General features: G+C 65.2%; 16 protein-coding genes, 1 rRNA gene and 1 pseudogene. 13 read left to right on the top strand and 5 right to left on the bottom strand.

Going from position 1 to position 18,905, the window contains the following annotated elements:
- The first annotated feature begins 5 nt into the window (after positions 1–5).
- From U7230_RS07600 to U7230_RS07585, 4 genes are read left to right on the top strand one after another with little or no spacing between them, the layout of a single operon-like run.
- Complete coding sequence (locus U7230_RS07600) at positions 6–1,196, top strand: glycosyltransferase family 4 protein (RefSeq protein WP_324718115.1); 1,191 nt, start codon at positions 6–8, stop codon at positions 1,194–1,196.
- Between the two features lie 20 nt (positions 1,197–1,216).
- A complete protein-coding gene (locus U7230_RS07595; RefSeq protein WP_324718209.1) occupies positions 1,217–2,434 on the top strand; it encodes a glycosyltransferase in 1,218 nt (405 codons plus the stop codon).
- A gap of 26 nt (positions 2,435–2,460) precedes the next feature.
- A complete protein-coding gene (locus U7230_RS07590) occupies positions 2,461–3,855 on the top strand; it encodes an O-antigen ligase family protein (RefSeq protein ID WP_324718114.1) in 1,395 nt (464 codons plus the stop codon).
- Positions 3,856–3,870: 15 nt separating this feature from the next.
- The gene (locus U7230_RS07585) at positions 3,871–4,971 is read left to right on the top strand and encodes a glycosyltransferase family 4 protein (RefSeq protein WP_324718113.1); all 1,101 of its coding nucleotides are present in this window, start codon (positions 3,871–3,873) and stop codon (positions 4,969–4,971) included.
- A 48-nt stretch (positions 4,972–5,019) separates the two neighbouring features.
- Here U7230_RS07585 and U7230_RS07580 read toward each other — a convergent pair whose 3' ends face one another.
- The 4 genes from U7230_RS07580 to U7230_RS15445 all read right to left on the bottom strand — a co-directional run bounded on the left by U7230_RS07580 (position 5,020) and on the right by U7230_RS15445 (position 8,593).
- Positions 5,020–6,336, bottom strand: a complete 1,317-nt coding sequence (locus U7230_RS07580; protein ID WP_324718112.1) for an oligosaccharide flippase family protein — start codon at positions 6,334–6,336, stop codon at positions 5,020–5,022.
- Positions 6,337–6,471: 135 nt separating this feature from the next.
- Positions 6,472–6,705 carry a PDDEXK family nuclease gene (locus tag U7230_RS15450; RefSeq protein WP_404980651.1) on the bottom strand — a complete coding sequence of 78 codons (234 nt, stop codon included), beginning with the start codon at positions 6,703–6,705 and terminating at the stop codon, positions 6,472–6,474.
- A 275-nt stretch (positions 6,706–6,980) separates the two neighbouring features.
- Positions 6,981–7,775, bottom strand: coding sequence for an ABC transporter substrate-binding protein (locus U7230_RS07575; RefSeq protein WP_324718111.1), 795 nt, complete (start codon positions 7,773–7,775; stop codon positions 6,981–6,983).
- Positions 7,776–8,278: 503 nt separating this feature from the next.
- On the bottom strand, positions 8,279–8,593 hold the full coding sequence (locus U7230_RS15445) for a transposase (protein ID WP_404980594.1): 315 nt from the start codon (positions 8,591–8,593) through the stop codon (positions 8,279–8,281).
- 110 nt (positions 8,594–8,703) lie between these two features.
- On the opposite strand from U7230_RS15445, the gene U7230_RS07570 reads away from it, so the two are divergent.
- The 9 genes and pseudogenes from U7230_RS07570 (at position 8,704) to U7230_RS07535 (ending at position 16,298) form a co-directional block, all read left to right on the top strand.
- Positions 8,704–9,303 carry an ABC transporter permease gene (locus U7230_RS07570; RefSeq protein WP_324718110.1) on the top strand — a complete coding sequence of 200 codons (600 nt, stop codon included), beginning with the start codon at positions 8,704–8,706 and terminating at the stop codon, positions 9,301–9,303.
- Between the two features lie 770 nt (positions 9,304–10,073).
- Entirely contained in the window at positions 10,074–10,676 is a 603-nt protein-coding gene (locus U7230_RS07565) for a hypothetical protein (protein WP_324718109.1), read from the top strand.
- 190 nt (positions 10,677–10,866) lie between these two features.
- The gene (locus U7230_RS07560) at positions 10,867–11,805 is read left to right on the top strand and encodes a hypothetical protein (RefSeq protein WP_324718108.1); all 939 of its coding nucleotides are present in this window, start codon (positions 10,867–10,869) and stop codon (positions 11,803–11,805) included.
- 574 nt (positions 11,806–12,379) lie between these two features.
- A complete protein-coding gene (locus U7230_RS07555) occupies positions 12,380–12,982 on the top strand; it encodes an AAA domain-containing protein (protein WP_324718107.1) in 603 nt (200 codons plus the stop codon).
- 1,047 nt (positions 12,983–14,029) lie between these two features.
- The gene (locus U7230_RS07550; protein ID WP_324718106.1) at positions 14,030–14,539 is read left to right on the top strand and encodes a hypothetical protein; all 510 of its coding nucleotides are present in this window, start codon (positions 14,030–14,032) and stop codon (positions 14,537–14,539) included.
- A 321-nt stretch (positions 14,540–14,860) separates the two neighbouring features.
- Positions 14,861–15,227, top strand: a pseudogene (locus U7230_RS15440) (UDP-N-acetyl-D-glucosamine dehydrogenase); the annotation flags it as partial.
- 73 nt (positions 15,228–15,300) lie between these two features.
- Positions 15,301–15,417 (top strand): 5S ribosomal RNA (rrf, locus tag U7230_RS07545).
- 288 nt (positions 15,418–15,705) lie between these two features.
- Entirely contained in the window at positions 15,706–16,071 is a 366-nt protein-coding gene (locus tag U7230_RS07540) for a hypothetical protein (protein WP_324718105.1), read from the top strand.
- A gap of 5 nt (positions 16,072–16,076) precedes the next feature.
- On the top strand, positions 16,077–16,298 hold the full coding sequence (locus tag U7230_RS07535; protein WP_324718104.1) for a hypothetical protein: 222 nt from the start codon (positions 16,077–16,079) through the stop codon (positions 16,296–16,298).
- A 581-nt stretch (positions 16,299–16,879) separates the two neighbouring features.
- Here the strand turns inward: U7230_RS07535 and U7230_RS07530 are convergent.
- On the bottom strand, positions 16,880–18,643 hold the full coding sequence (locus U7230_RS07530; RefSeq protein ID WP_449727803.1) for an IS1634 family transposase: 1,764 nt from the start codon (positions 18,641–18,643) through the stop codon (positions 16,880–16,882).
- Positions 18,644–18,905: the final 262 nt, after the last annotated feature.

The following is an 18,905-nucleotide window of genomic DNA, read 5'->3' as shown; positions in this document are numbered from 1 at the left end:
GCCGCATGCGCATTGCGTTTCCCATATGGGAGTTCCGACCCACCGGCGGCATTGAGCGGTCGGTGACCGAAGCCGTGAAGTGGCTGCTCCAGCGAGGTCACCAAGTCGATGTGATTACCGCGCGGGATAACTCGCCCCTGCACCACGAACGCCTCAGGGTTGTCCGCCTTCCCATACCCCGATTCAGCTCTGCCGGCCGTCCTCTTCGCTCAATGCTGGAGGTCCCTCCCTTTGTGGCCGCGGCCTCCTTGTACCTGCGTCATCAGCGACCCTTGTACGACCTCGTCATCAACTACGGAGTGGGCCAGAGCCTATATCAGGACGTGCTCGTGGCGACCAGTTGCCATGCAGCCTGGATGCAAACGAGGCGTCACCTGCCGTCCCGCGGTATCGGTAATCCCTTGAACGGCTTCATACTGAGGGTCGAACGCTACAACTACCGCAGGGGAGGACATGGAGCCATCGTGGCTGTCTCACGCCAGGTCGTGACACAGCTACAGCACTTCTACCGGATCGACCCAGATGAGGTCACTGTCGTGTACCCGGGCGTTGACATCCACGAATTCTCGCCGACCGGACGTGAAGAGGCCAGGGCTCAGGTGATGGGACACCTTGCTCTGCCTCCCGATGCAGCGGTGCTTGTGTTCGCCGGGCAAGAGTACAGGCGCAAGGGGCTCGACGTGGTAATCCGAGCCCTCGCGGGCCTGCACAACCCAAAGGCCCACTTGGTGGTCGTAGGCCACGACCCCATTGCCGAACCATATATGCGGGCGCTGGCCGGCGAGCTTGGAGTCGCAGGCCGGGTGCACTTGGCGGGGGCTCGCGACGACATGCCCCGATACTTCCGTTCGGCGGACGTCTTCGTGTTCCCGAGCCGCATGGATGCTTTTGGGATGGTGGCGCTCGAGGCCATGGCCTGCGCCGTGCCGGTGATTGTCTCTTCCGACGCCGGCGTGAGCGAGCTCATCAGGCAATGGGAGAACGGCGTCGTGCTTGACACGTACGGTGACCCGGCTGAGGTCGCGTCAGCGGTGAATCGACTGCTCAGCGATAGTGGGCTGCGGGCGCGGCTTGGCGAATCCGCCAGAAAGACGGCCCTCCAACACACCTGGGACCATCACTCGGAGGCCATCCTGGCCGTGGGAGAACGCGTTGTGCGAAACAGCGCAACGCTGTCGGGGGGTGTGCTCCGTTGACCAGCCCTTCCTTGGGCGTCGTGCCACCTAAGGCGGGCACCCGGTCCCGCCTCAGAGTGCTTCTTGTGTGGCACGGTGCGGCGGGCGGCGCTCATCGCCGGCGTTTCGAGGCTCTCGTCCGAGCAGGAGCCGAACTCACGGTCGCGGTACCCTCCAGATGGCATGAGAACGGCCGAGTGGTGAAAACCACCGGCTTCGAAGGTGACGGGTACCGAGTGGTCCCGCTGAAAGTGGTATGGCCCAAGCACGGCGCGCTGTATCTGTACACAGGCTCTCTGGCACGCCTGTGGAAGGCCGTCCGTCCCCAAGTGGTGCACGTTCACGAGGAGCCCTTCAGCCTGAGTGCGGCGCAGGCCCTCGCCCTCGCTGGCCTGTTGCGGCCCCGAGCGGCCATGGTTTTCGAAGCCTGGCAGAACCTCTACAAGCGCTATCCTCCCCCGTTCTCGTGGGTCGAGCGCCGGGTTCTGTCCCGGGCCGACCACCTGATCGCGGGTACGAGTGAGATCCAGGACGTACTGGTGCGAAAGGGGGCCAAAGTCCCTATTTCGGTTGTACCGCTTGGCACGAGCATGGATGACTTTCGGCGCGTTGACGACCCGGCGATACGGGCGACGGTCCGGGGCGGGGCCTCATTCGTCATAGGCTACGTGGGTCGGCTCGTTCCCGAAAAGGGGGTAGCGACCCTCCTCAAGGCCGCAGCGTTACTGGAGGGAGCGTGGCACGTCGTGGTCATTGGGCAAGGGCCTGAACGCCCCGCTCTCGAGGAATTGGCGCGTCAACTCGGCATCCATCACCGCGTCTCGTTTCTCGGCGCGCTGGGTCACAGCGACTTGCCCGGCTACCTTAGCGCCATGGACGTCCTCGTGCTCCCGTCGCTCACCACGCCCCGATGGAAAGAGCAGTTCGGACGGGTCCTCATCGAGGCGATGGCGTGTGGCGTCCCCGCGGTCGGCTCTTCTTCAGGTGAGATCCCCCGGGTAGTCGGCGATGCCGGCCTGGTTTTCCGCGAGGGCGACTCGAACGACCTCGCCCGGTGCTTGCGGTTGCTTCAGTCGGATTCGATGCTTTCCGCGCAACTGGGCATGTCGGGTGTGGACCGGGTTGCCAAACACTTTACGTGGGAACGAGTGGCTGCCCAGACGATGGACGTTTACCGCCAAGCCTATGCGAGGCGGGGGCTAGCAAACCACCATGAGCTACCTGAGGAAATTGCTTCGCGAGCGGTGGAGATGCAATGAGCCACCTTTTGCCGGGAGTTTCTCCGATGGGGGGCTACGTCAGCTCGGCCGGCCAGAACAGATGGCTGTGGGCCATGGTGCTGGTCCATGTCTTTTTAACGCCCTTCTTCTTCGAATTCGACAACTTGCCCTTTCGCCTGACGACGACTGACCTGCTCGCGGCGCTGATTGTGTTGCTCTGGCTTACAAACCGCATACGGCGGCAACCAGGCCGTGCGAGCCCACCGCTTCTCTTTCCCACACTACTATTCGTAGGTGCCCATTTTCTGGCGATCCTGCCGGCCACGGATCGCGTGGTGGCTCTCAGGGAAGCTGTGAAGATCGCGGGCATCTTCGCCGTCTTCTTCGCGGTCGCCGATACAGTCCGCACGGCCGATCAGCGCCGTACACTGGCGTGGGTGCTCACCCTAGCCGGGGCCATCGTTTCTGGCCTCGCTATCGTCGAGGCATTCCGGGGTCCAGCAGGATGGAGTTATGCAGGTACCCGCCCGGTCGTTACGATGGGCAGTCCCAACACAGTGGGTGCGTACTTAGCGAGCATTTTTCCAGTTTCGCTCTCCCTCCTGTATCAAGCGATCCTAGAAAGGAGTCGTCTGGGCGCGCGGGCCACCATCGGTCTTTCCCTGGCCCTCATGGCGATCGCTCTTGCCGTCAGCCTGTCTCGGGGGAGCTGGATCTCGCTCTTGGTGGCCCTGCCCATCGTGGTAGTAGTCCTCGCTGGTCATCGGGATGGCAGAGCGGTTCTCATCGGTACCCTCATCGCGCTGGTCGCAACGGGTGTTGTAGTAGGGGCGGTGCTCCTTGCACGTTCCGGACCCGGCTCGAATGTGCTGCATACCCTGACCCGCCGGGCAGTGTCCATCGTCTCCCTCGATTCAGCGGGCGACAGGGTTAGATGGATGATGCTCAGGGCTTCCTGGGCGATGTTCCTGGACAACCCGTGGCTTGGCGTCGGGCCCGGAAACTTTCAATCCCGTCTACCTGCTTACATCCGGCCGACTGGATCTGTCGAGAAACAGTTGGTACCACTTGCGTTGGAGCTGGAGTTTCCTCATAACCTGCCTCTTCACGTGGCGGCTGAAGGAGGGATCGTCGGACTGGCGTCACTGGCCGTATGGGTTACGAGCATGTTCATCCAGTACGCTCGGCGACTGCATGAGGCTCGCCGATGGGTAACGAAGGAAGCCCTTACAAATAACCTGCTGACAGCGGGGGGCTTTGCGGGTGTAGTGGCCGCACTCGTCGGGTCTCTGTTCGGTTACCCCTTCGTGCATCATGTGTGGGAGCCCTTCGTATACGCCATGGTTCTCGGCGTTGCCGAGCCGCCGGCTGCTGAGGTGCCGGTAAGGGGGACAACGCAAGGCATTGGTAGCACCGCGTCCACCTCGTCCGAGCTGCAGGGAGGGGGGCTCCCGAGCTGAAGGGGGCGGGGCTCGGTGCGCGTAGCGCTTATTAGCGGCTCTTACCCGCCAGATCCTTGCGGGGTCGGAGACTATACGGCCCGGCTTGCGAAGGCCTTGATTGACACGGGCGTTGATGTGAGGCTCTTGGTTCCACGCAGCGCGACCCCGGCCCCTGATGATAAGCACGTGGAGCCGGTCATCTCCTCGTTTCGCATCCGCGAGACTGCACGACTTGCTGCCCTAGTGGCAGATCTAGCCGCTGACATCGTTCATGTTCAGTACCCGGCGCTGTTATATGGCCGCACTCCAGGCTCTCGCCTTCTCCCAGCACTGCTCCACCTTTGGGCGCGCCGAAGCCGCGTAGTGGTCACCATCCACGAGCCTGCCAAGACCTACCTGTCGCTGGCGTACAATAGCTTACCTCTTCTGGCCGCTCACGGCGTTATCTTTGTGGAAAGGAACAACCTGTATGCCCAGTGGGGGCGGTTTCGGAATGCTGTGGCTCAGAAGAGGGTTGTCCAAATCATTCCGATAGCCTCCAACATGCCTGTCACCCGCCTGACTCCGCCCGAGGCTGAAGGCTTGCGCCAGCGACTTGGGGTTCCTAAAGGTGGCGTGATGATGTGTTACTTCGGACAGATTAAGGCCGCAAAGGGGGTTCACCTCTTCCCTGAAATATTGCGCCGCCTACCGGGAGCCCACTTGGTCATGATTGGGCCCATCGAAAATGGGCGGTTTGCTGAAGAACTGCGGGCAGCACTATCTCGGCCCATTCTTGCGAGTAGGGTTCATTTCCTTGGCTACCTCCCACCCGAAGAGGTGGCTCGTCACCTGGCTGCCGCGGACGTGGCCGTTTTTCCGCTGCTTGACGGACACGTCGAGCGCAGCGGAAGCGTACTGGCGGCCGCCAGCCAAGGTACGTTTACGGTCACCTGCCACCCGACGCTCAGGGGCCTGCATGGTAACATGTATTACGCCGCCCCGGGCGACGTAGACCAGATGGTGAGCGCCATCAGGCATTACGCTGGCATGAAGACGGCCCCTCATGACGTAGGCGAACACTGGGAAAGGATCGCAACCCAACACGTCGCATTGTACGAGTCACTTCTCGGCCGGGGCAGACCCGGAAGCTAATGACCTTCTCCTGTTCCAATGAACGCGGAGACGCTGTAGCCAATGCCATCAAGTCAATCGACCCCGATAATGGATCAACCTCAACAGCGCAGCCCGGCGGCGCCAGAGAACGGCGAACGCGCTGAGAGCTATCAGGGCTTCGGTGGCCACAACCGCTGTGGCCATCCCCAGTGGGCCTCTTGTCGGCGCCAGGACGAGGGCAAGTGCAATATTCAGCACCCCTGAGGATGCGATGATGGTATTGAAGACTCGGTCCATCCCGTACGGTAACATCCACTGGATGCCAAGGAAGTTGCCCAATGCGCTTGCCGGGATCACCCAGGCCAGAACCCTTAACACCGGGATGGCTGGAGCATAATCGTCACCAAGAAAGAGCCTCACAAAGGGAGATGCTCCCGCCCAGGTGACGAAGCCCAGTACCATTCCTAGGGTGGCGACCAGACCAAGTGCCGCGCGTCCGAGCCGACCGGCCTTGACCTCGTCCTCAGCAGCCAGGCGGGTCATGCGAGGGTAAAGGGCCTGGCCGAAGGGCTCCAAAGTGGAAAGCATTGCCTTCGCGATTTTCTCGGGTCCGGCATAGAAAGCAACGCGCTCAGGGGGAACGAAGACGCCCAGGACGAAGGTGTTGGCAGTCGTAAACAAGCTCGCCGCGCCGCGATAGAAGAACAGGGGCCACCCCATCCGCAGAGCGGCTTTGACTTTACCAGCACTTGGCCACGAAGGCCGCACCTCTCGGGCCATCTTCCCGAACAGGATCCACATCGCAACGAACCCGCCCATGCCCTGTAATGCCAACACCTTCCAGGCATCCTCAGGGCGACCGACCCACAGGAAGGTGGCTCCTGTGGCAAGCCCTTTGGCGATGACGTTCACAGTAGCGGGGTACGTCATCAGCTCGATGCCTTGGAAATACCACACGGGGGCGAACGCCTGGGAGATCGCGATTAGCCATGCCAAGATTGCGAATCCGGGCTCGGCTCGAAAAGCGTCCACGAAAAAACCGGACGCGACTGTCAGACAGGCAGCCGTAAGAGCGAGCAATAATTGGGCACCGAGGACGCTGCTGACGATGTCTCTCAGATGCTCCCGCTCTCGTCGATGTCGGGCCACCTCCCGAGTGGCGGAAAGGACAAAGCCATACTCCATGATCAGAGTCAACCAAATGGCCAGAGATTGCGCCAGTAACACCATGCCGTAGCCGCTCGGCTTGAGTACACGGGCAAGATATGGCACGAGAATGAGCGGAAACACGTAGTTAACCGCCCGCGCGGCGTAAAGCGCGACTGCGTTGCGTGCGACAGGATGGCGCACAGCCGCCAGTACTAGATGCCTGACTTGGCCTCTTGCAATGGAAGACCAGCTCATCCTGCAGACGCTGAAAGCCTCTCAAATGACCTTGTGGTATTCGGGGGTTCCGCTCTGCGAGCCCGTCCTAACCAGTCCGGTGTTGCACAACGTGTGGGCCCGCGCCGTACATCTCTTTGCTGCGCCGCCGGTCCGTCACCGAGTCGGCCGGTACCGGCCACCCCGGGGCCACTTTGTGGCCACGCGGTGAAGGCCGATCAGGCCCTTGAGATGCTCCTCCATGAGCCGGCAGGCAAGCCCAGGCAGGACAGGCTCTTCGCCGAGCCTCCGCACCTTCGCGAAGTTGCCCAGCAGTCGAGCGGTGCGGCTTACCGTGCGGTTATGCCTCCATCCCGCCGGAGCCATGATCACCAGTTGCCCCTCGTCGATCTCGTAACGTCATCCCTCCGGGAGTCGGTCGAGCTCCTCGGCGGTCCAGGGCCTTTTGGTGATGGTGCCCAGGAGTCGCGACCTCCTTTACTCCCCCGGCGACAGTTTACCATGGCCCCGTCGGGTCGCCAGCTTGCGACGCATCCGCTCCCGAGGCGCCAACCGTTGAGGAATCTGGCCCCGGGGCGCCGAGGGCAGGGCTTGGTCGTGGCGGCGTTCCCTGAGGCGGCTCGTCGACGACGCGGGCGGCGAAGGCAAACCCGGAGCCGACAGAATCAGGACGATCCTCTTCGCCCCTTGATGAACCGGGCCAGGGCCTCCAGCGCCTCGATGAGGCTCGGCCCGTAATGGGCCAGATAGTCCCCCGGCGTGACGTAGGCCGGCACGGCGCCCCAGCCACGCTCGGCCAGCATCGCGGCCGCCCGGCCGCCCGCCGCAGCCCAGGGCTTGGGTTCGTAGACGATGAGGTCCGGTCTCAGGTTCAAGACTTCTCCCAGGTCGGGGGCGAAGTACGCCTGCGGCTCATGGTCGTAGACGTTCGCCATGCCCATCCACCGCAGCGCGGCCGCCAGATAGCTGGCACGGCCGATGGTGACAGGGCCGCCGAGATCCAACTCCACGTAGACGGGCAGCCCCTGGCCCACGCCCCGCAACCGCAGGAGCCGCCGGGCCAGGCCGTCGACCAGGGGCGTCGCACCCAGCCTCAGCAGGTCGCCGATCAGCACGGCGTTTTCGAGTACGCCCCACGGCGAGTGGGGCAAGGGAACCGGGAAGACGGCGTAGGCGCGCCGGCGCAGTTCCAGCGTCAGGGGATTTTGCACGCCGGTGGTGGTCAGGATGAGTTCCGGTCGCAGCCGCTCGAGCAGTTGCCAGCGGGCCTTGGTGTAGTTGCCTGCCACGGGAAGCTGGCGGGCGGCGTCGGGCCGGTAGCAGAAGCTGCTCCGCCCGACGAGTCGCTCGCCCCCACCGAGCAGGAAGACAGTCTCGGTGGCGTTGGGCGCCAGGCTGACGACGCGGCCCGGCGCGTCGGGCAGTTCCAGGTCGCCGAGCCATTCGTGAACGATGCGCATGCGGCGTGATACCCCCTTCCCCTCGCCCCGGCGGTTCGTCGAGCAGGTCGGCGAACGCAAACCCGTCGCGCTGCGCCACCTGGCCCCGGCGGAACGTCGCGGGCCGCGTGAAGATCGGCCCTTCGTAGACGAACGTGTGGACTCGCCGTTCTCCCCGCATGGGTCGACATCGGCCGGAAGGGCCTCGGTGAAGGCCGCGTCGAACTCTCGTATGAGCACTCGACGGGGGTATAACGTGGGGGTCCACGAACACTTCCGCGAACCTACGCATGGTTTCTGGCTCTAGTCCATAGGCCCTTGGCCGAAGAGCGTCTCTGAGCGCAGTTCGTCAGGCCAGTCGAGTTGTTCGTCTGCTCCTGGCCGCCGGCTCCCTCCGGGCCTTACCGGTCGACAGCCGGAGCCCCACTGTGCCTGGCGAACGGACCCCATGTTTCTCACCCTGGCCGCTTCGAGGCGGCCGCCTCCCGCCCCAGAATACAAGAGGTACGTAAGGGGCTGCAACGCTACCCAGGGGGGCAGTTGCGGATGGGCCACCGCCCAGCATCGGCGGCAGGAGGGGGTGCGCTCCTCGTACGGGGCGGGTGCGGTGACGGCCGGGGCGGCGCCGGCCCCTGGCGTACCCATTTGCGCAGAGATTCCGTGGAGACCCTGAGGTCGGCGGCGATCTCCTTCTGCGTCTTGCCGGAGGTACGTACCAGCCGCACGGCCTCGGCGCGAAACTCCGGCGGGTAATGGGGTCGCCTTGGTGGCACGGGACACCCTCCTTGTTGGGCTCCGCCCAAAGTGTGCAGGTGTCCACGGGATCGGATCAACCCCATCGTGGCTTTCTTCACCCTAATCGTGGTTGCCACGAGCCTGGCCACAGACGTGATGACCGCATGGATCGACCCGAGAGTCCGGCGGTAGCGCACCGGCTAAATCGGCACTGGTGCTGGGGGCTGGAGTGCCGCTTGGTATCCTGAGCGGTTACCACGGTGGCCGGGCGGACTCTGTGCTGGTTTCAGCGATGGATGCCTTGTCCACATTCCCGGCCCTCCTCCTCGCCATCACGCTCATGGGGATGCTCGGCCCCGGACGAGCCAGCACGGTGGCCGCCATCTTCGTGGTGTTCGTGCCCCAGTACTTCCCGATGGCCCGAGGACATGCCCAGCTCACCCGGGGCGAGCAATACGTGGAGGCGGCCGTGGCGGAGGGGGCGCCGAAGCACGTCATCCTGTGGCGCCACGTCCTGCCGAACGGCATCCCGCTCCTCGCACCGCTCGTGGCGAGCAACATGGCCCAGGCCATACTCGTGCACGCGTCGCTGAGCTTCCTCGGCCTCGGCACGACCCCCCCGGCGCCCAACCCGGGTTACGAGGTGAGTCAGGCCCAGCTCTACATGGCCGATGGCGCGTGGTGGTGGGGTGTCTTTCCCGGGTTGGCGATCGTGGTCATCATCGCGGGGTTCAGCCTGCTGGCCGAGGGGTTGGCCGAACTCGCGGACCCGGTACTGCAACGGGGACACGGTGGCGAGCCCTCCGCCTCATGACCCACGCGGGCAGGTGCCGCCAAGTGATTTCCCGCCTTGCATCGCTCTTGACTCCGCCTGCGGCATGGCCGAGCCGCTGGATACTCCGGATGTCCTTTGGCGAGCCGCCGCCGCAGGGGATCCGTCCTACTCGAGGGGCCATGTTTGCGTCGGATGCTCTTCGAAGAACTGCCGCGCCATAGCCTGAATTTCGGCCGCTGTGTGCCGGAGATCGCCGCGAAGGCCCTGGCCGCCACCGCGGTCGCCGTGCATAGCGTAACTCCAGGTGAACGACATCGATATCGCCCCAGCGCTGCTGCAGGTACTCCGCCACCATCTGGGCGACGATGGGGTTTGTCTTCCATGCAGGGGAGGCACGCATCGGTCAGCACGTCTCAAGGTGGTCGTGACGGAGGTAGCGTCACGGCGATGCGCCGCGCGTCCATCGACGCGAAAAACCGGTGTCCGTACTCCGCCCGATCCCCGCCGTCTCGCTTGAACGCACCGAGCATCTCCTGGGTGGGCGCAAACGACGTCCTTCGGCCCCGCCCCATCGTGGCCAAGCAGATCCCCGCATGGGACCGGGCCTTCGACTTCTACCCTCACGTGCGCTGGGGTATCACGGGCCAGTGGCAGGGCTCCGGACCTCCGCCCATCCCAACCCTACCTACGCCGAGCACCGCGAGACCACGGCTCAGGTGTGTTCTGCCTTCAGGTTTGTTCTGCTCTTGTCACGGTACCTGCGACAGCTGCGTGGTTCTCTTGGGGCGAATGGGAGGGGACGAGAACAGATGCCCCGATTCGGGCGGTTCGTGAGAGTGATTACGGCGGCGATGGCTCTAGCGGCGATAGTGACCGCGACGGTGGTGGCCGTGGCCGTGGTGGGCTCGGCACCCAGTTTGGCCGCTCCGGCGACCGGCGCCGCCCCGGCAGCCGATTCCGGGGTGCAGCATGTGTGCTCGCTAAGCCCGCTGGTCATCCTGGCCGGCGGCTTCGAGCTCACGTGCGAGAGCGTGATCCACGACGATCTCTCCTGGGGCAGCAGCGCGCTCTGGCTCCACACGGCGGTCGGCGGCGATTGGCTGAACGCCGGCGGCGGAGCGATCCTCCTGCGGTGGTACCCCGCCCAACAGGCCCCTGCAGGCGTCTACGCGGGGGCCGCCTTCACCTTCCTCTTCCTCAACGGCGTCACCACGGATCGCTACGGGTACGCTTACCCCGTAGGTGGCCCCATGTTCGCCACCGGCGCCGAAGCCGGCTACCAGTGGATCGGGAAGCGCGGCATCGCCGTGAACCTCGGTGCCGGCGTCCAGTTCGCCAGCGCGGTGCTCAACGGCGTCAGCGTGAGCGCGGTGTCACCCGGCCTCGCCCTGCGCATCGGCTTCGCCTGGTAGCGCGGACTTGGCACGCCGGCGCACTGCATTCATCATCAGCGGCTCGGCGAGGAGGGGGCTTCCCTGGTTTCTGACGCCGTAATCAGCGAGTCTTGAACGGGGGACCGAGTCTACAACGCGAGCCGGGGAGGCCCCGCAGGGTTTCGCACCCTCCTGGCGGAACTCTGCGAACGGAAAGGATGACCGCCGCGTGGAGTTGTTCGACCCGACCCCCACCAGAGAGGTTGCTGTACGACTGTACGCGGATGAGGTGAAGCCTACCACCGGCCCGGCGGGTGACTGTCCGTGGCTCTATATCGGCATGCTCGCTATTCCCGAGGAGCTGCACGGGCACGCCCTGGGCGCTCTCGAGGAGGCCCGCCGGAAGGTGGGCTATGAAAGGGAGTTGCACTTCACGCATCTCACTCAGTACCCCAAGATCCAGCTGGCCAAAGCGTGGGTTCAGTTGGTGCTGGGCGACGCACGCAAGTGCTTCCACTTCCACCTCCTCGGCATCGACCTCTCCAAGCTCCGTAAGGAGGCCTTCGGCGACTCCCGCCGTGAACGAGAACGGCGTATCTACAACCGCTTCTTCCGCTCCACGACGGCTTACGTGCTGAAGGGGTTTTTCCTGAGCGACCCCCGTGTCCATGGCGTGCGTGTGACGGGCGTCTTTCATGACCGGTCTGAGATGGAGCACGATGATCTGTTCGATTGGCATCTCATGTGGCGTCTCGGGCAGGATGAGCCGGGCATCGTGTTCGAAAGCGAGCGGATTCACTTCATCGACTCAGATCACACAAAGGAGCAGGTGTTTCCGTCCGAGAGCCACTTCATACAGCTTGTCGACATCCTGCTCGGCGCGACCCGAGAGTGCCTGGACTACACCAGCGAAAAGCCTGGCCCCATCGAAGTGGCCACGGCCTTCGCTCCGCTCCTAGAACGACTCACAGACCCTAAACGGGCCTTCAACCCCAACAGCCGCTATCGCTACTACCACCGGTGCAGCGTGAGCTTCTTCCCCAGCAAGGAGCTGGCCTTGAGCGAACTGAACACGCTCGAGCGCGCACGAAGCCGTATCTACATCGAACGACCGCTCCGCATGATCCATGGCCGCTCCGGGCAGCAGAGTCTCCCTCTCGGGGAGTAACGAACTCCCCTTGCCCGTTGCCAACTTCCCCATGCTACACCCCTCCTCGCCACCGCTGCTTACCACGGGGCACCCATCCTGTTCGCCAGCAAGAACAACCAGGCTGTCGACGCGGTGCGCTAGCGCTTGGCCGCCCTGCCGGGTGATTTCGGCCTTTCCCTGCGCCTCTGTAACCGCGGACGCCTGGAGCAGGGCGAGTCCGAGCTGCGGGAACGGCCTGCACGCATCTGCAGCGCTCCGTCACGGCTCGTCCCTGGCTGTGCGAGGAACTCGAGCGTCTCCAGGCAGGCCGCCACCAAGTCGAGGCGGAGCTGGCGCGGCTTCGTTCCGAGGTTGTCCGCTTTGCCCAGGCGACGCAACTCGAGCCTCACGCCAGCACACGCGTGCCCCTGCCTGGCAACAGACCACGCCGGACGATGTGGCGCCCTTGCCGCCCCGCCTCACGCTCGGCACCCTGCCCAGGGCCGAACGGCTCGCGGCGCCGCTTCAGGGCCCCCCTCTCAAGCCCATGTTCCGCATCCTCGCCCGGTGCGCCCGTGATCGTCTGCTCCCACGGTTCTGGCGAGAGTCCCCCGTGACGGCAAGCTACCATCGCATCCTGAGCGCGCTGTCCGACTACTTCTCGCTCGTGAGCGGCGCACCCGCACACCGATCCACGCCCATCCTGGCCCGGGAGGTAGCACAACTCGCCCCTGTCCTACCCCTCTGGATGATCACCAACGCCTCCGTGCGCCGCGCGCTCCCCCCGGAACCCGGCCTGTTCGACCTCATGGTCATGGATGAAGCGAGCCAGTGCGACCCGGCTTCGGCGATTCCGTTGCTCTTTCGAGCCCGCCGGGCGGCCATCATCGGGGATCCCCATCAACTGCGGCACGTGGCCATCCTCCTCCCGGAAGAAGAACCGCTCCCGGCCCGCCGCCAGAACACCGTCTGCCTCAAGGAGCATCATCGCCTGCTCCTGCGCGCCGCGCACCGCTTCCAGGGCGACGAGTGCGACGTGCTGATCTTCTCGCCGGTCGTCGCCCAAGACCTGTGTCCCCGCAGCCGGGAGGCGAGCCCAGGTACCTCAGCCGGGAGTCGATGGCCAGGCTCTACGTCGCCCGACAGCGGTCGGACGAGAGCGAAAGCGAGGGGAAGTCGTCATTGCCCGGCGTGGACGCGTAACGGGGAACAGTGATGTGGGAACCCATCCCACACTACTGGCGGGGACGCTGTCTCGAACCGCCGCCCTGAATCCCTGGGGTTCATCCGCCACGCTGCACCGGTCACGGATCGGGCACTCCAAGCACCCGCGCTTTGCACACCCGCGAGACCCGGTGAGCCACAAGCCACGGTCGACCTCCGGCCACGGCAATCCGGCCTCCCGGCACGCATCCCGAAGCGCTCTCTGGACAACGCTCACGTAACGGTGGTGGTCCGCCTGGACGCCTTCTGACGGGGGGTCTGGAGCCACGACTCGCGTGAAGAACGCGATCCGCGTATCATGCACGTCCACTGGCAGCAGTACGTCCTCGAGGCCGCGGACGTGTGCGAAGCCGAGGCCGACTGCCGCACGTAGCAGCATGGCGCCGGTCTTCGGTCCAAAGCCCCGGAACGTGAGAACGGCCCGCAGGAGTTCGTTCGCGTCCGAGACCGAGGTGAAGAGGTTCCGCGGGTCATCTCCGAACTGGCTGTGGAGTCGGTCAGAGTTGACATACCAGCTCTTGGCCGTTTCCTTCGGGTACCGTGTGCTCAAGAAGCGCTCCGTGGCATCGATAAGGGCTGGGTCGAGGGGGCCCGAGAACTCCTTAAGGACCGCTGGAGGGTCGAATACCTCCGGCCTGGCGTGGAATAGTTGCTTTGCACGCCCGTACAGCCGTGACGACTTCATTCCGTGATCGTTCGGTAGAGTGTAGAAGAGGAACAGAGCGTGCTCTCTTGACAGAGGCTCTACACCCTGGGGACGCTGGTTTTCCACAAGGTCATCTACGTCCATCAGCAGGCCCTCCCGCCGGATGAAGGCCTCACTCACGAGTCGTACGAGCGCGACAGCGCGATCGCGATCCACGAGCAGACTCATTGGAAGAGGCCCCCCAAGCTCGCCGGGCCCAGTCTGCTTCCGGGAGGCGCCGCCTCCGGCCGCCCGCCCCCGGTCCCCGGCCGTGCCCCTGGCAGGACCCCGCGCCACCCCGCCGAATTGCCCCAGTAGGGTGCCCATCGCCTGCCGGGAAGAGGGGATTGGCCCGTGCCTTCCATCGCCATCGAGCTCGACGCCCACGGCGACGCCGTATCCGTCCGCAGCATGACGGGCGAGCGCATACCGGCCGAGTTCGTACGCTTCATATGGGCGACCTATTTCCCCGGTGGGGGGCAATTCGCCGTGGTCGTCACCGCCCTCGATCCGACCACAGAAGAGCTGGCCAATCACATGGTCTTGGTCTGCGACGGCGCACGGACGGCCGCCACGCAACTCCGCGAGCTGGGGATCCGGCTGTCGAAGCATTACATGCAGGTGGAACGCCAACTCAAGGAGCGAGCGATGGCGCCCCTATCTGGTCTCCTGGGACCGGCCGACGAGCCTCCTGCACACGCTCTTGGTGCGCCGAGGAAGTGGCTCATCGTGAGGCATGCCCCGATGAGTCTGGTCGTCGAGGCTGACTCCCACGATACGGCCATGGCCCTCGCCGAAGCGGCGGATCCACGGGCGTGGGAGTCCGGGGAAGTATCCTTCGAGGTCAGGCCTCTCGGGGGCTGAGAGGGTCTCCTGTGAACTCTTGGTCAGTGGCCAGCAGGACAAGTCCGCCGGACGCCGAACGGTGCCGTCCTGTCTGCCCGGATTGGGGAGAAGCCCGACGGCCGCCGTCATCGCAGCACGGCCGAGCTTGCCGCCCGTCCACTTCCGGAGAGCGCGGCACTTCTCCAAGAGATGACCCACTGAGCCCAACCTGCCGTCACACCAGGCGCATTCGTCCATGCTCCGGACGGTACCGTCCCCGTACCGATCGGCACGATCGATGAACCGGGTGACCGGTGGCTCCTGGTGGCGACGCTCGACGGGGCTGCATGATCTTGGGACGGGTGGCTTCAGGCGGTGACCACCTTCGACGTCGTCTCCGAGCTCGACGTCCTGGTCATCTGTGTCCCCACGCCCCTCACCCGCAATCTGACCCCTGACCTCCAGTACGTCGAGGGCGTCACCCGCGCAATCGCCCGCCACCTCCGCCCGGGCCAGCTCATCAGCCTCGAATCCAGCACCTACCCTGGCACCACGGACTGTGTGATGCGGCAACCGCCGCTACACCACAAAGAACACCAACAAGGTCGTCGGCGCCTCCGACCCGGCCTCCCTCGAGGTGGCCATGGCCTTCTACCAGCAGACCATCCTCCACGTCGGCGAGATGGCCAGCCAACCCCTCACCGAGAAGCTGGAAACTATAAGCGATTTTTCATGTTACCCAGCCGGCGTCCTCCCAGGCTCGACATAGGCCTGCGGGTTCTTGCAGATGCTCGGGTGGACCTGGTAGCCATGGCGGAGGGGTCCCACCCGTTCCCATGCCGAACACGGCCGTGAAAACCTCCAGCGCCTAGGGTACTGTGCGGGCGACCGCACGGGAGAGCGGGTCGCCGCCGGGACAGCTGTAAAACCCTAAGACGTCACGGCCTCGATCCCACGAACGGATCCCACGAACGGGGTCCGGGGTCGAGGCCGTGACGTTTTTGTGTCGCTCGGCGGCAAGGCGTGGACTTTGGCGTCGTTCCCGTGGTCAGCAAGGGACAGGAGTTCACGGGCTTTGCCTACCAGTCGCTTCCAAGCTAGAAACGGAAGCCCCTGGAAGCCCTGCACCGTGCGCCACGAAGTGCACTGTGACGCCCTGCAACGGTCAGCGGTGCGCGGAAGATACCCCTTGAGGGGTACCCCCAATGCGCGACGGGACGGCCCTTTCGGCGGGCGCCCGGACGCTCACTGAGTGCCCGGCCCTTCGCTCCGCCGACGCGCTTTCCCAGCGCATCGACCTGAGCTACCACTTGGGCGGCCTTTCGCCCCAAGAGACGGCCGCCTACATCCGCCACCACCTGAAGCTGGCCGGGGCCGACCAGGAGCTGTTCACCGCCAAGGCCCTCGACCCCATCCACCGGGCCTGCAACGGGCTACCGCGGCCCATCAACCAGCTCGCCCACCTCTGCCTCATGGCGGTGGCCGCTCGGCAGGAGCGCGTGGTCGACCACGAACTGGTCGAGGCGGTGATGGCCACCGAGTGGCAGGCACCCCAGGGCACCGGGAGGTGAGCGTGATGCGGCTCTGGCTGCGGGGGCATGCGCCCATCACCGTCGAGTGGCGCTGCGCCCGCCGGGCCGGTGCCCTGGCCCGGCCGCGCCTGGTCGACGGCTCGTGGGAGGTGGTGCTGGCCTTTGCGTCCCGCCGCGCCATCTACGAACTGGCCGTCCGCCTGGCGCTGCTCTGGGCGGAGACCCAGGAGGCGGACGCCAGGGCCAGCCGTCATCGGCTACCCTGACATCCCAAGGGCGTGGCCGCCCGGGACATCCGGCGAGCCACGCCCTTTCCCGCTCATCGAGCGCGCGACGACCGTGGTCAAATAGCGACCAACGCAACAGCATTGGTGCGCTCCGGCCGTCGGGGGCCGAGCTTGGTGGAGGGTGTTAGCTTTGTGGCCATGCGGCAGGAGGGTATCATGGACGTCCTCGGCCTCGACGCCCATTTCGCTGGTCAGGGCTTTCGTGCTGGCCGGGAGTGTCCGTGGAATCGCCCACGCCCTCCGTCCTGACGAAGTCGGCGACTGTCATGCCTTCGAAAACCGGTTCCCAGTGTACGGGGTGGGTGGTGGCAAGTGGGGGGCATGGTAGCCGCCGGGGGGTATCCGCCGCCCTATTCGTCAAAAAAGGGGTCAAAAAGCTAGGCCGGACTCGCCGGAACCGAGGAGGACTGGACGGAATTGCCAGCGGCCCGAAACAGCGTCATAACTGGATTCGGAAGTACATATCCGGACGTATCCAAACAGTCGTTTGAGCCTTCTAAGCGGAAGTTGCTCAACTTGAGGTAGCGCGGTTTGCCGTCATGATGCCATTTGCTTTCGTTTCAGGCCGAGGCTTTCTGTCTACCAGCCGGCGCCAGCGAGTGGAGGCCGACCCGGGCGAAGACCTCCCGCTGGAAGGCGTCCGGGGTGGTCACCCGGTCGTACGGCAGGACGTCGGGGAGAGCGGGGATGCGGATCGTGTGGCGGGCGACCGTGGCCAGGTTATCGAGGAGCGAACGGAAGCTGTGCACCTCCCACCCCTCCGGCGTCCGGCGGGTCTGGGCCTTGGCTTGGGCGCCCTCGGAGCGTTGGGCCGGGCGCACGGGGGAGCCGTCTTCATGACCGCCTGGCTCCTCGTCCTCGAACAAGAAGGGGGCCCAGGCCTCCCGCAGGTGCCACTCGACGTAGCTGGCCAGCACGCACAAGAAGACGTGGGCCCGCACCCGCTCTTCCGTCCAGTGGTGGATGGGCCGCACCTTGGTCACGACGCCCTTGATGCTGCGGATGAGGCGCTCCACGTGGCTGAGGCTCTTGTAGGCCAGCACGACCTCGGGCGCCGAGAGCTGCTCGGCGGGCACGGAGGTCCGGATGACGTAAAAGCCGTCCAGGGCGGCCTCCTGGTCGATGGAGGTCAGGTCGCGCCGGTAGGCGAAGCGTCCCTCCCCGATCTCCCAGCGGAAATGCTTGCCCATCTTGTGCTTTTCCAAAATCCGCCCCAGCGCCTCACCGATCTTCTCCCGGCGCTTCAGCCGTCCGGCGGCCACCCGCCGAGCCAGTCGGGCCAGATCGGCTTCCATGGCGTCCAGCAGCTCCTGCCGCTTGCGCCGCCGCTCCTCGGCCAGGTAGGGGTTGCGGCAGACGACCAGCCGCTCGCCCGGGTAGTCCGGCGAGGTGATCTCGGCCAGATCCTGCTGGTCAAACAGCGAGGGCTGGATGAGGCCCTGGTCCATGAGCTGCCGAAGGGCCGGGGCGCGCAGCGCGCTGATCCAGGCCATCCCCTCGATCTCCTTCAAGGCGTCGATGCGGGCCTGGGTCAGCATTCCCCGGTCGCCCACCAGCACCACCTGGCGCAACCCGAAGCGCTCCCGCAGCTTGTGGACTTGGTCGGCCACGGTCTTGGGGTCGGCCGTATTACCCCGGTAGACCTGCACGGCCACGGGGCGTCCTTCCCGGTCGGTGAGCAGCCCGAAGACGATCTGGCGCTTGCCCCGCTTGCCGTCCCGGTTGTGGCCGAAAGCCGCCAGGGGGCAGTGGCGGCCCTCGTAGTAGGTGGAGGTGACGTCATACAACACCAGGCTGCGCTCGCTCAGGTGCCGGCGAGCCAACCGGGCCTCGATACGTGCCTGCCGGGCCAACAGCCAGTCCAGGGCGAAGTAGACGTCGTCCTTGGTGGCGCCCTCCAGCCCCAGGTCCTCGGCCAACGTGGTGGTGGCCCACCAGCTGACGGTCGGCAGCTTGGGCTGCGGGTGGAGGAGGCGGCTGACGATCAGGGCTTCGACCAGGTCCCGCTGGAAGGAGGGCCGGGGGTCCAGGATCTCGTGCAGGCCCAGCTTTCGCAGCATGGCCCGGACGGCCGCCACGTGGCCATGCGGGCGCGTCTTGACCACCTCGACGGCCTGCTCGACGGGCACCAGGCGCTGGCCCCGCAGCGACGCCCGGACTGCCTCGATGGCCTCCGGCGGGAGGTGGCTGAGGTTGCCCAGGGTCTGCTGCTTCACCTTGCCGTTTTCCCGGTAGACTCGCCGGAGCAGGTGGGTGACGTAGACCCGGTCTTTGTAGCGGCGCTTGATCTCGGCCACGTAGAGGCCGCCCTCGTGTTTCGCCATGGCCAGAGCATACCACGACATCGAGGCGATTAGCAAGCTGCTCCGCACATGTTTCCTGTATACATCTGGGGGTTTCTTGATGGTTTGAAGCCCCGTCATTTCGGGAAGCGTGCGAGTTGAGGAGTTCGCAACTTCCGCTTAAACATTACGCGTAGTACCAAGCATGCGTGGAGCGCGTGACCAGACCGGTAGCGCTGTTGTCGGCCACCCCCGTCAGGGCCGATCCCCGGCTTACTTCCCGCAGGCTTCCGAGCCGCCGTGT

The sequence above is a fragment of the Limnochorda sp. L945t genome (assembly GCF_035593305.1).
Lineage (GTDB): Bacteria > Bacillota > Limnochordia > Limnochordales > Geochordaceae > Carboxydichorda > Carboxydichorda subterranea.
This window is presented reverse-complemented; position numbering and strand designations above follow the sequence as displayed.

Bases quoted from the DNA above. Each gene is read 5' to 3' on its own strand.
- U7230_RS07600 (WP_324718115.1), top strand. From the start codon at position 6: ATGCGCATTGCGTTTCCCATATGGGAGTTCCGACCCACCGGCGGCATT.
- U7230_RS07590 (WP_324718114.1), top strand. From the start codon at position 2,461: ATGGGGGGCTACGTCAGCTCGGCCGGCCAGAACAGATGGCTGTGGGCC.
- U7230_RS07580 (WP_324718112.1), bottom strand. From the start codon at position 6,336: ATGAGCTGGTCTTCCATTGCAAGAGGCCAAGTCAGGCATCTAGTACTG.
- U7230_RS07575 (WP_324718111.1), bottom strand. From the start codon at position 7,775: ATGCGCATCGTTCACGAATGGCTCGGCGACCTGGAACTGCCCGACGCG.
- U7230_RS15445 (WP_404980594.1), bottom strand. From the start codon at position 8,593: ATGGGGTTGATCCGATCCCGTGGACACCTGCACACTTTGGGCGGAGCC.
- U7230_RS07565 (WP_324718109.1), top strand. From the start codon at position 10,074: ATGCCCCGATTCGGGCGGTTCGTGAGAGTGATTACGGCGGCGATGGCT.
- U7230_RS07540 (WP_324718105.1), top strand. From the start codon at position 15,706: ATGCGCGACGGGACGGCCCTTTCGGCGGGCGCCCGGACGCTCACTGAG.
- U7230_RS07535 (WP_324718104.1), top strand. From the start codon at position 16,077: ATGCGGCTCTGGCTGCGGGGGCATGCGCCCATCACCGTCGAGTGGCGC.
- U7230_RS07530 (WP_449727803.1), bottom strand. From the start codon at position 18,643: ATGGCGAAACACGAGGGCGGCCTCTACGTGGCCGAGATCAAGCGCCGC.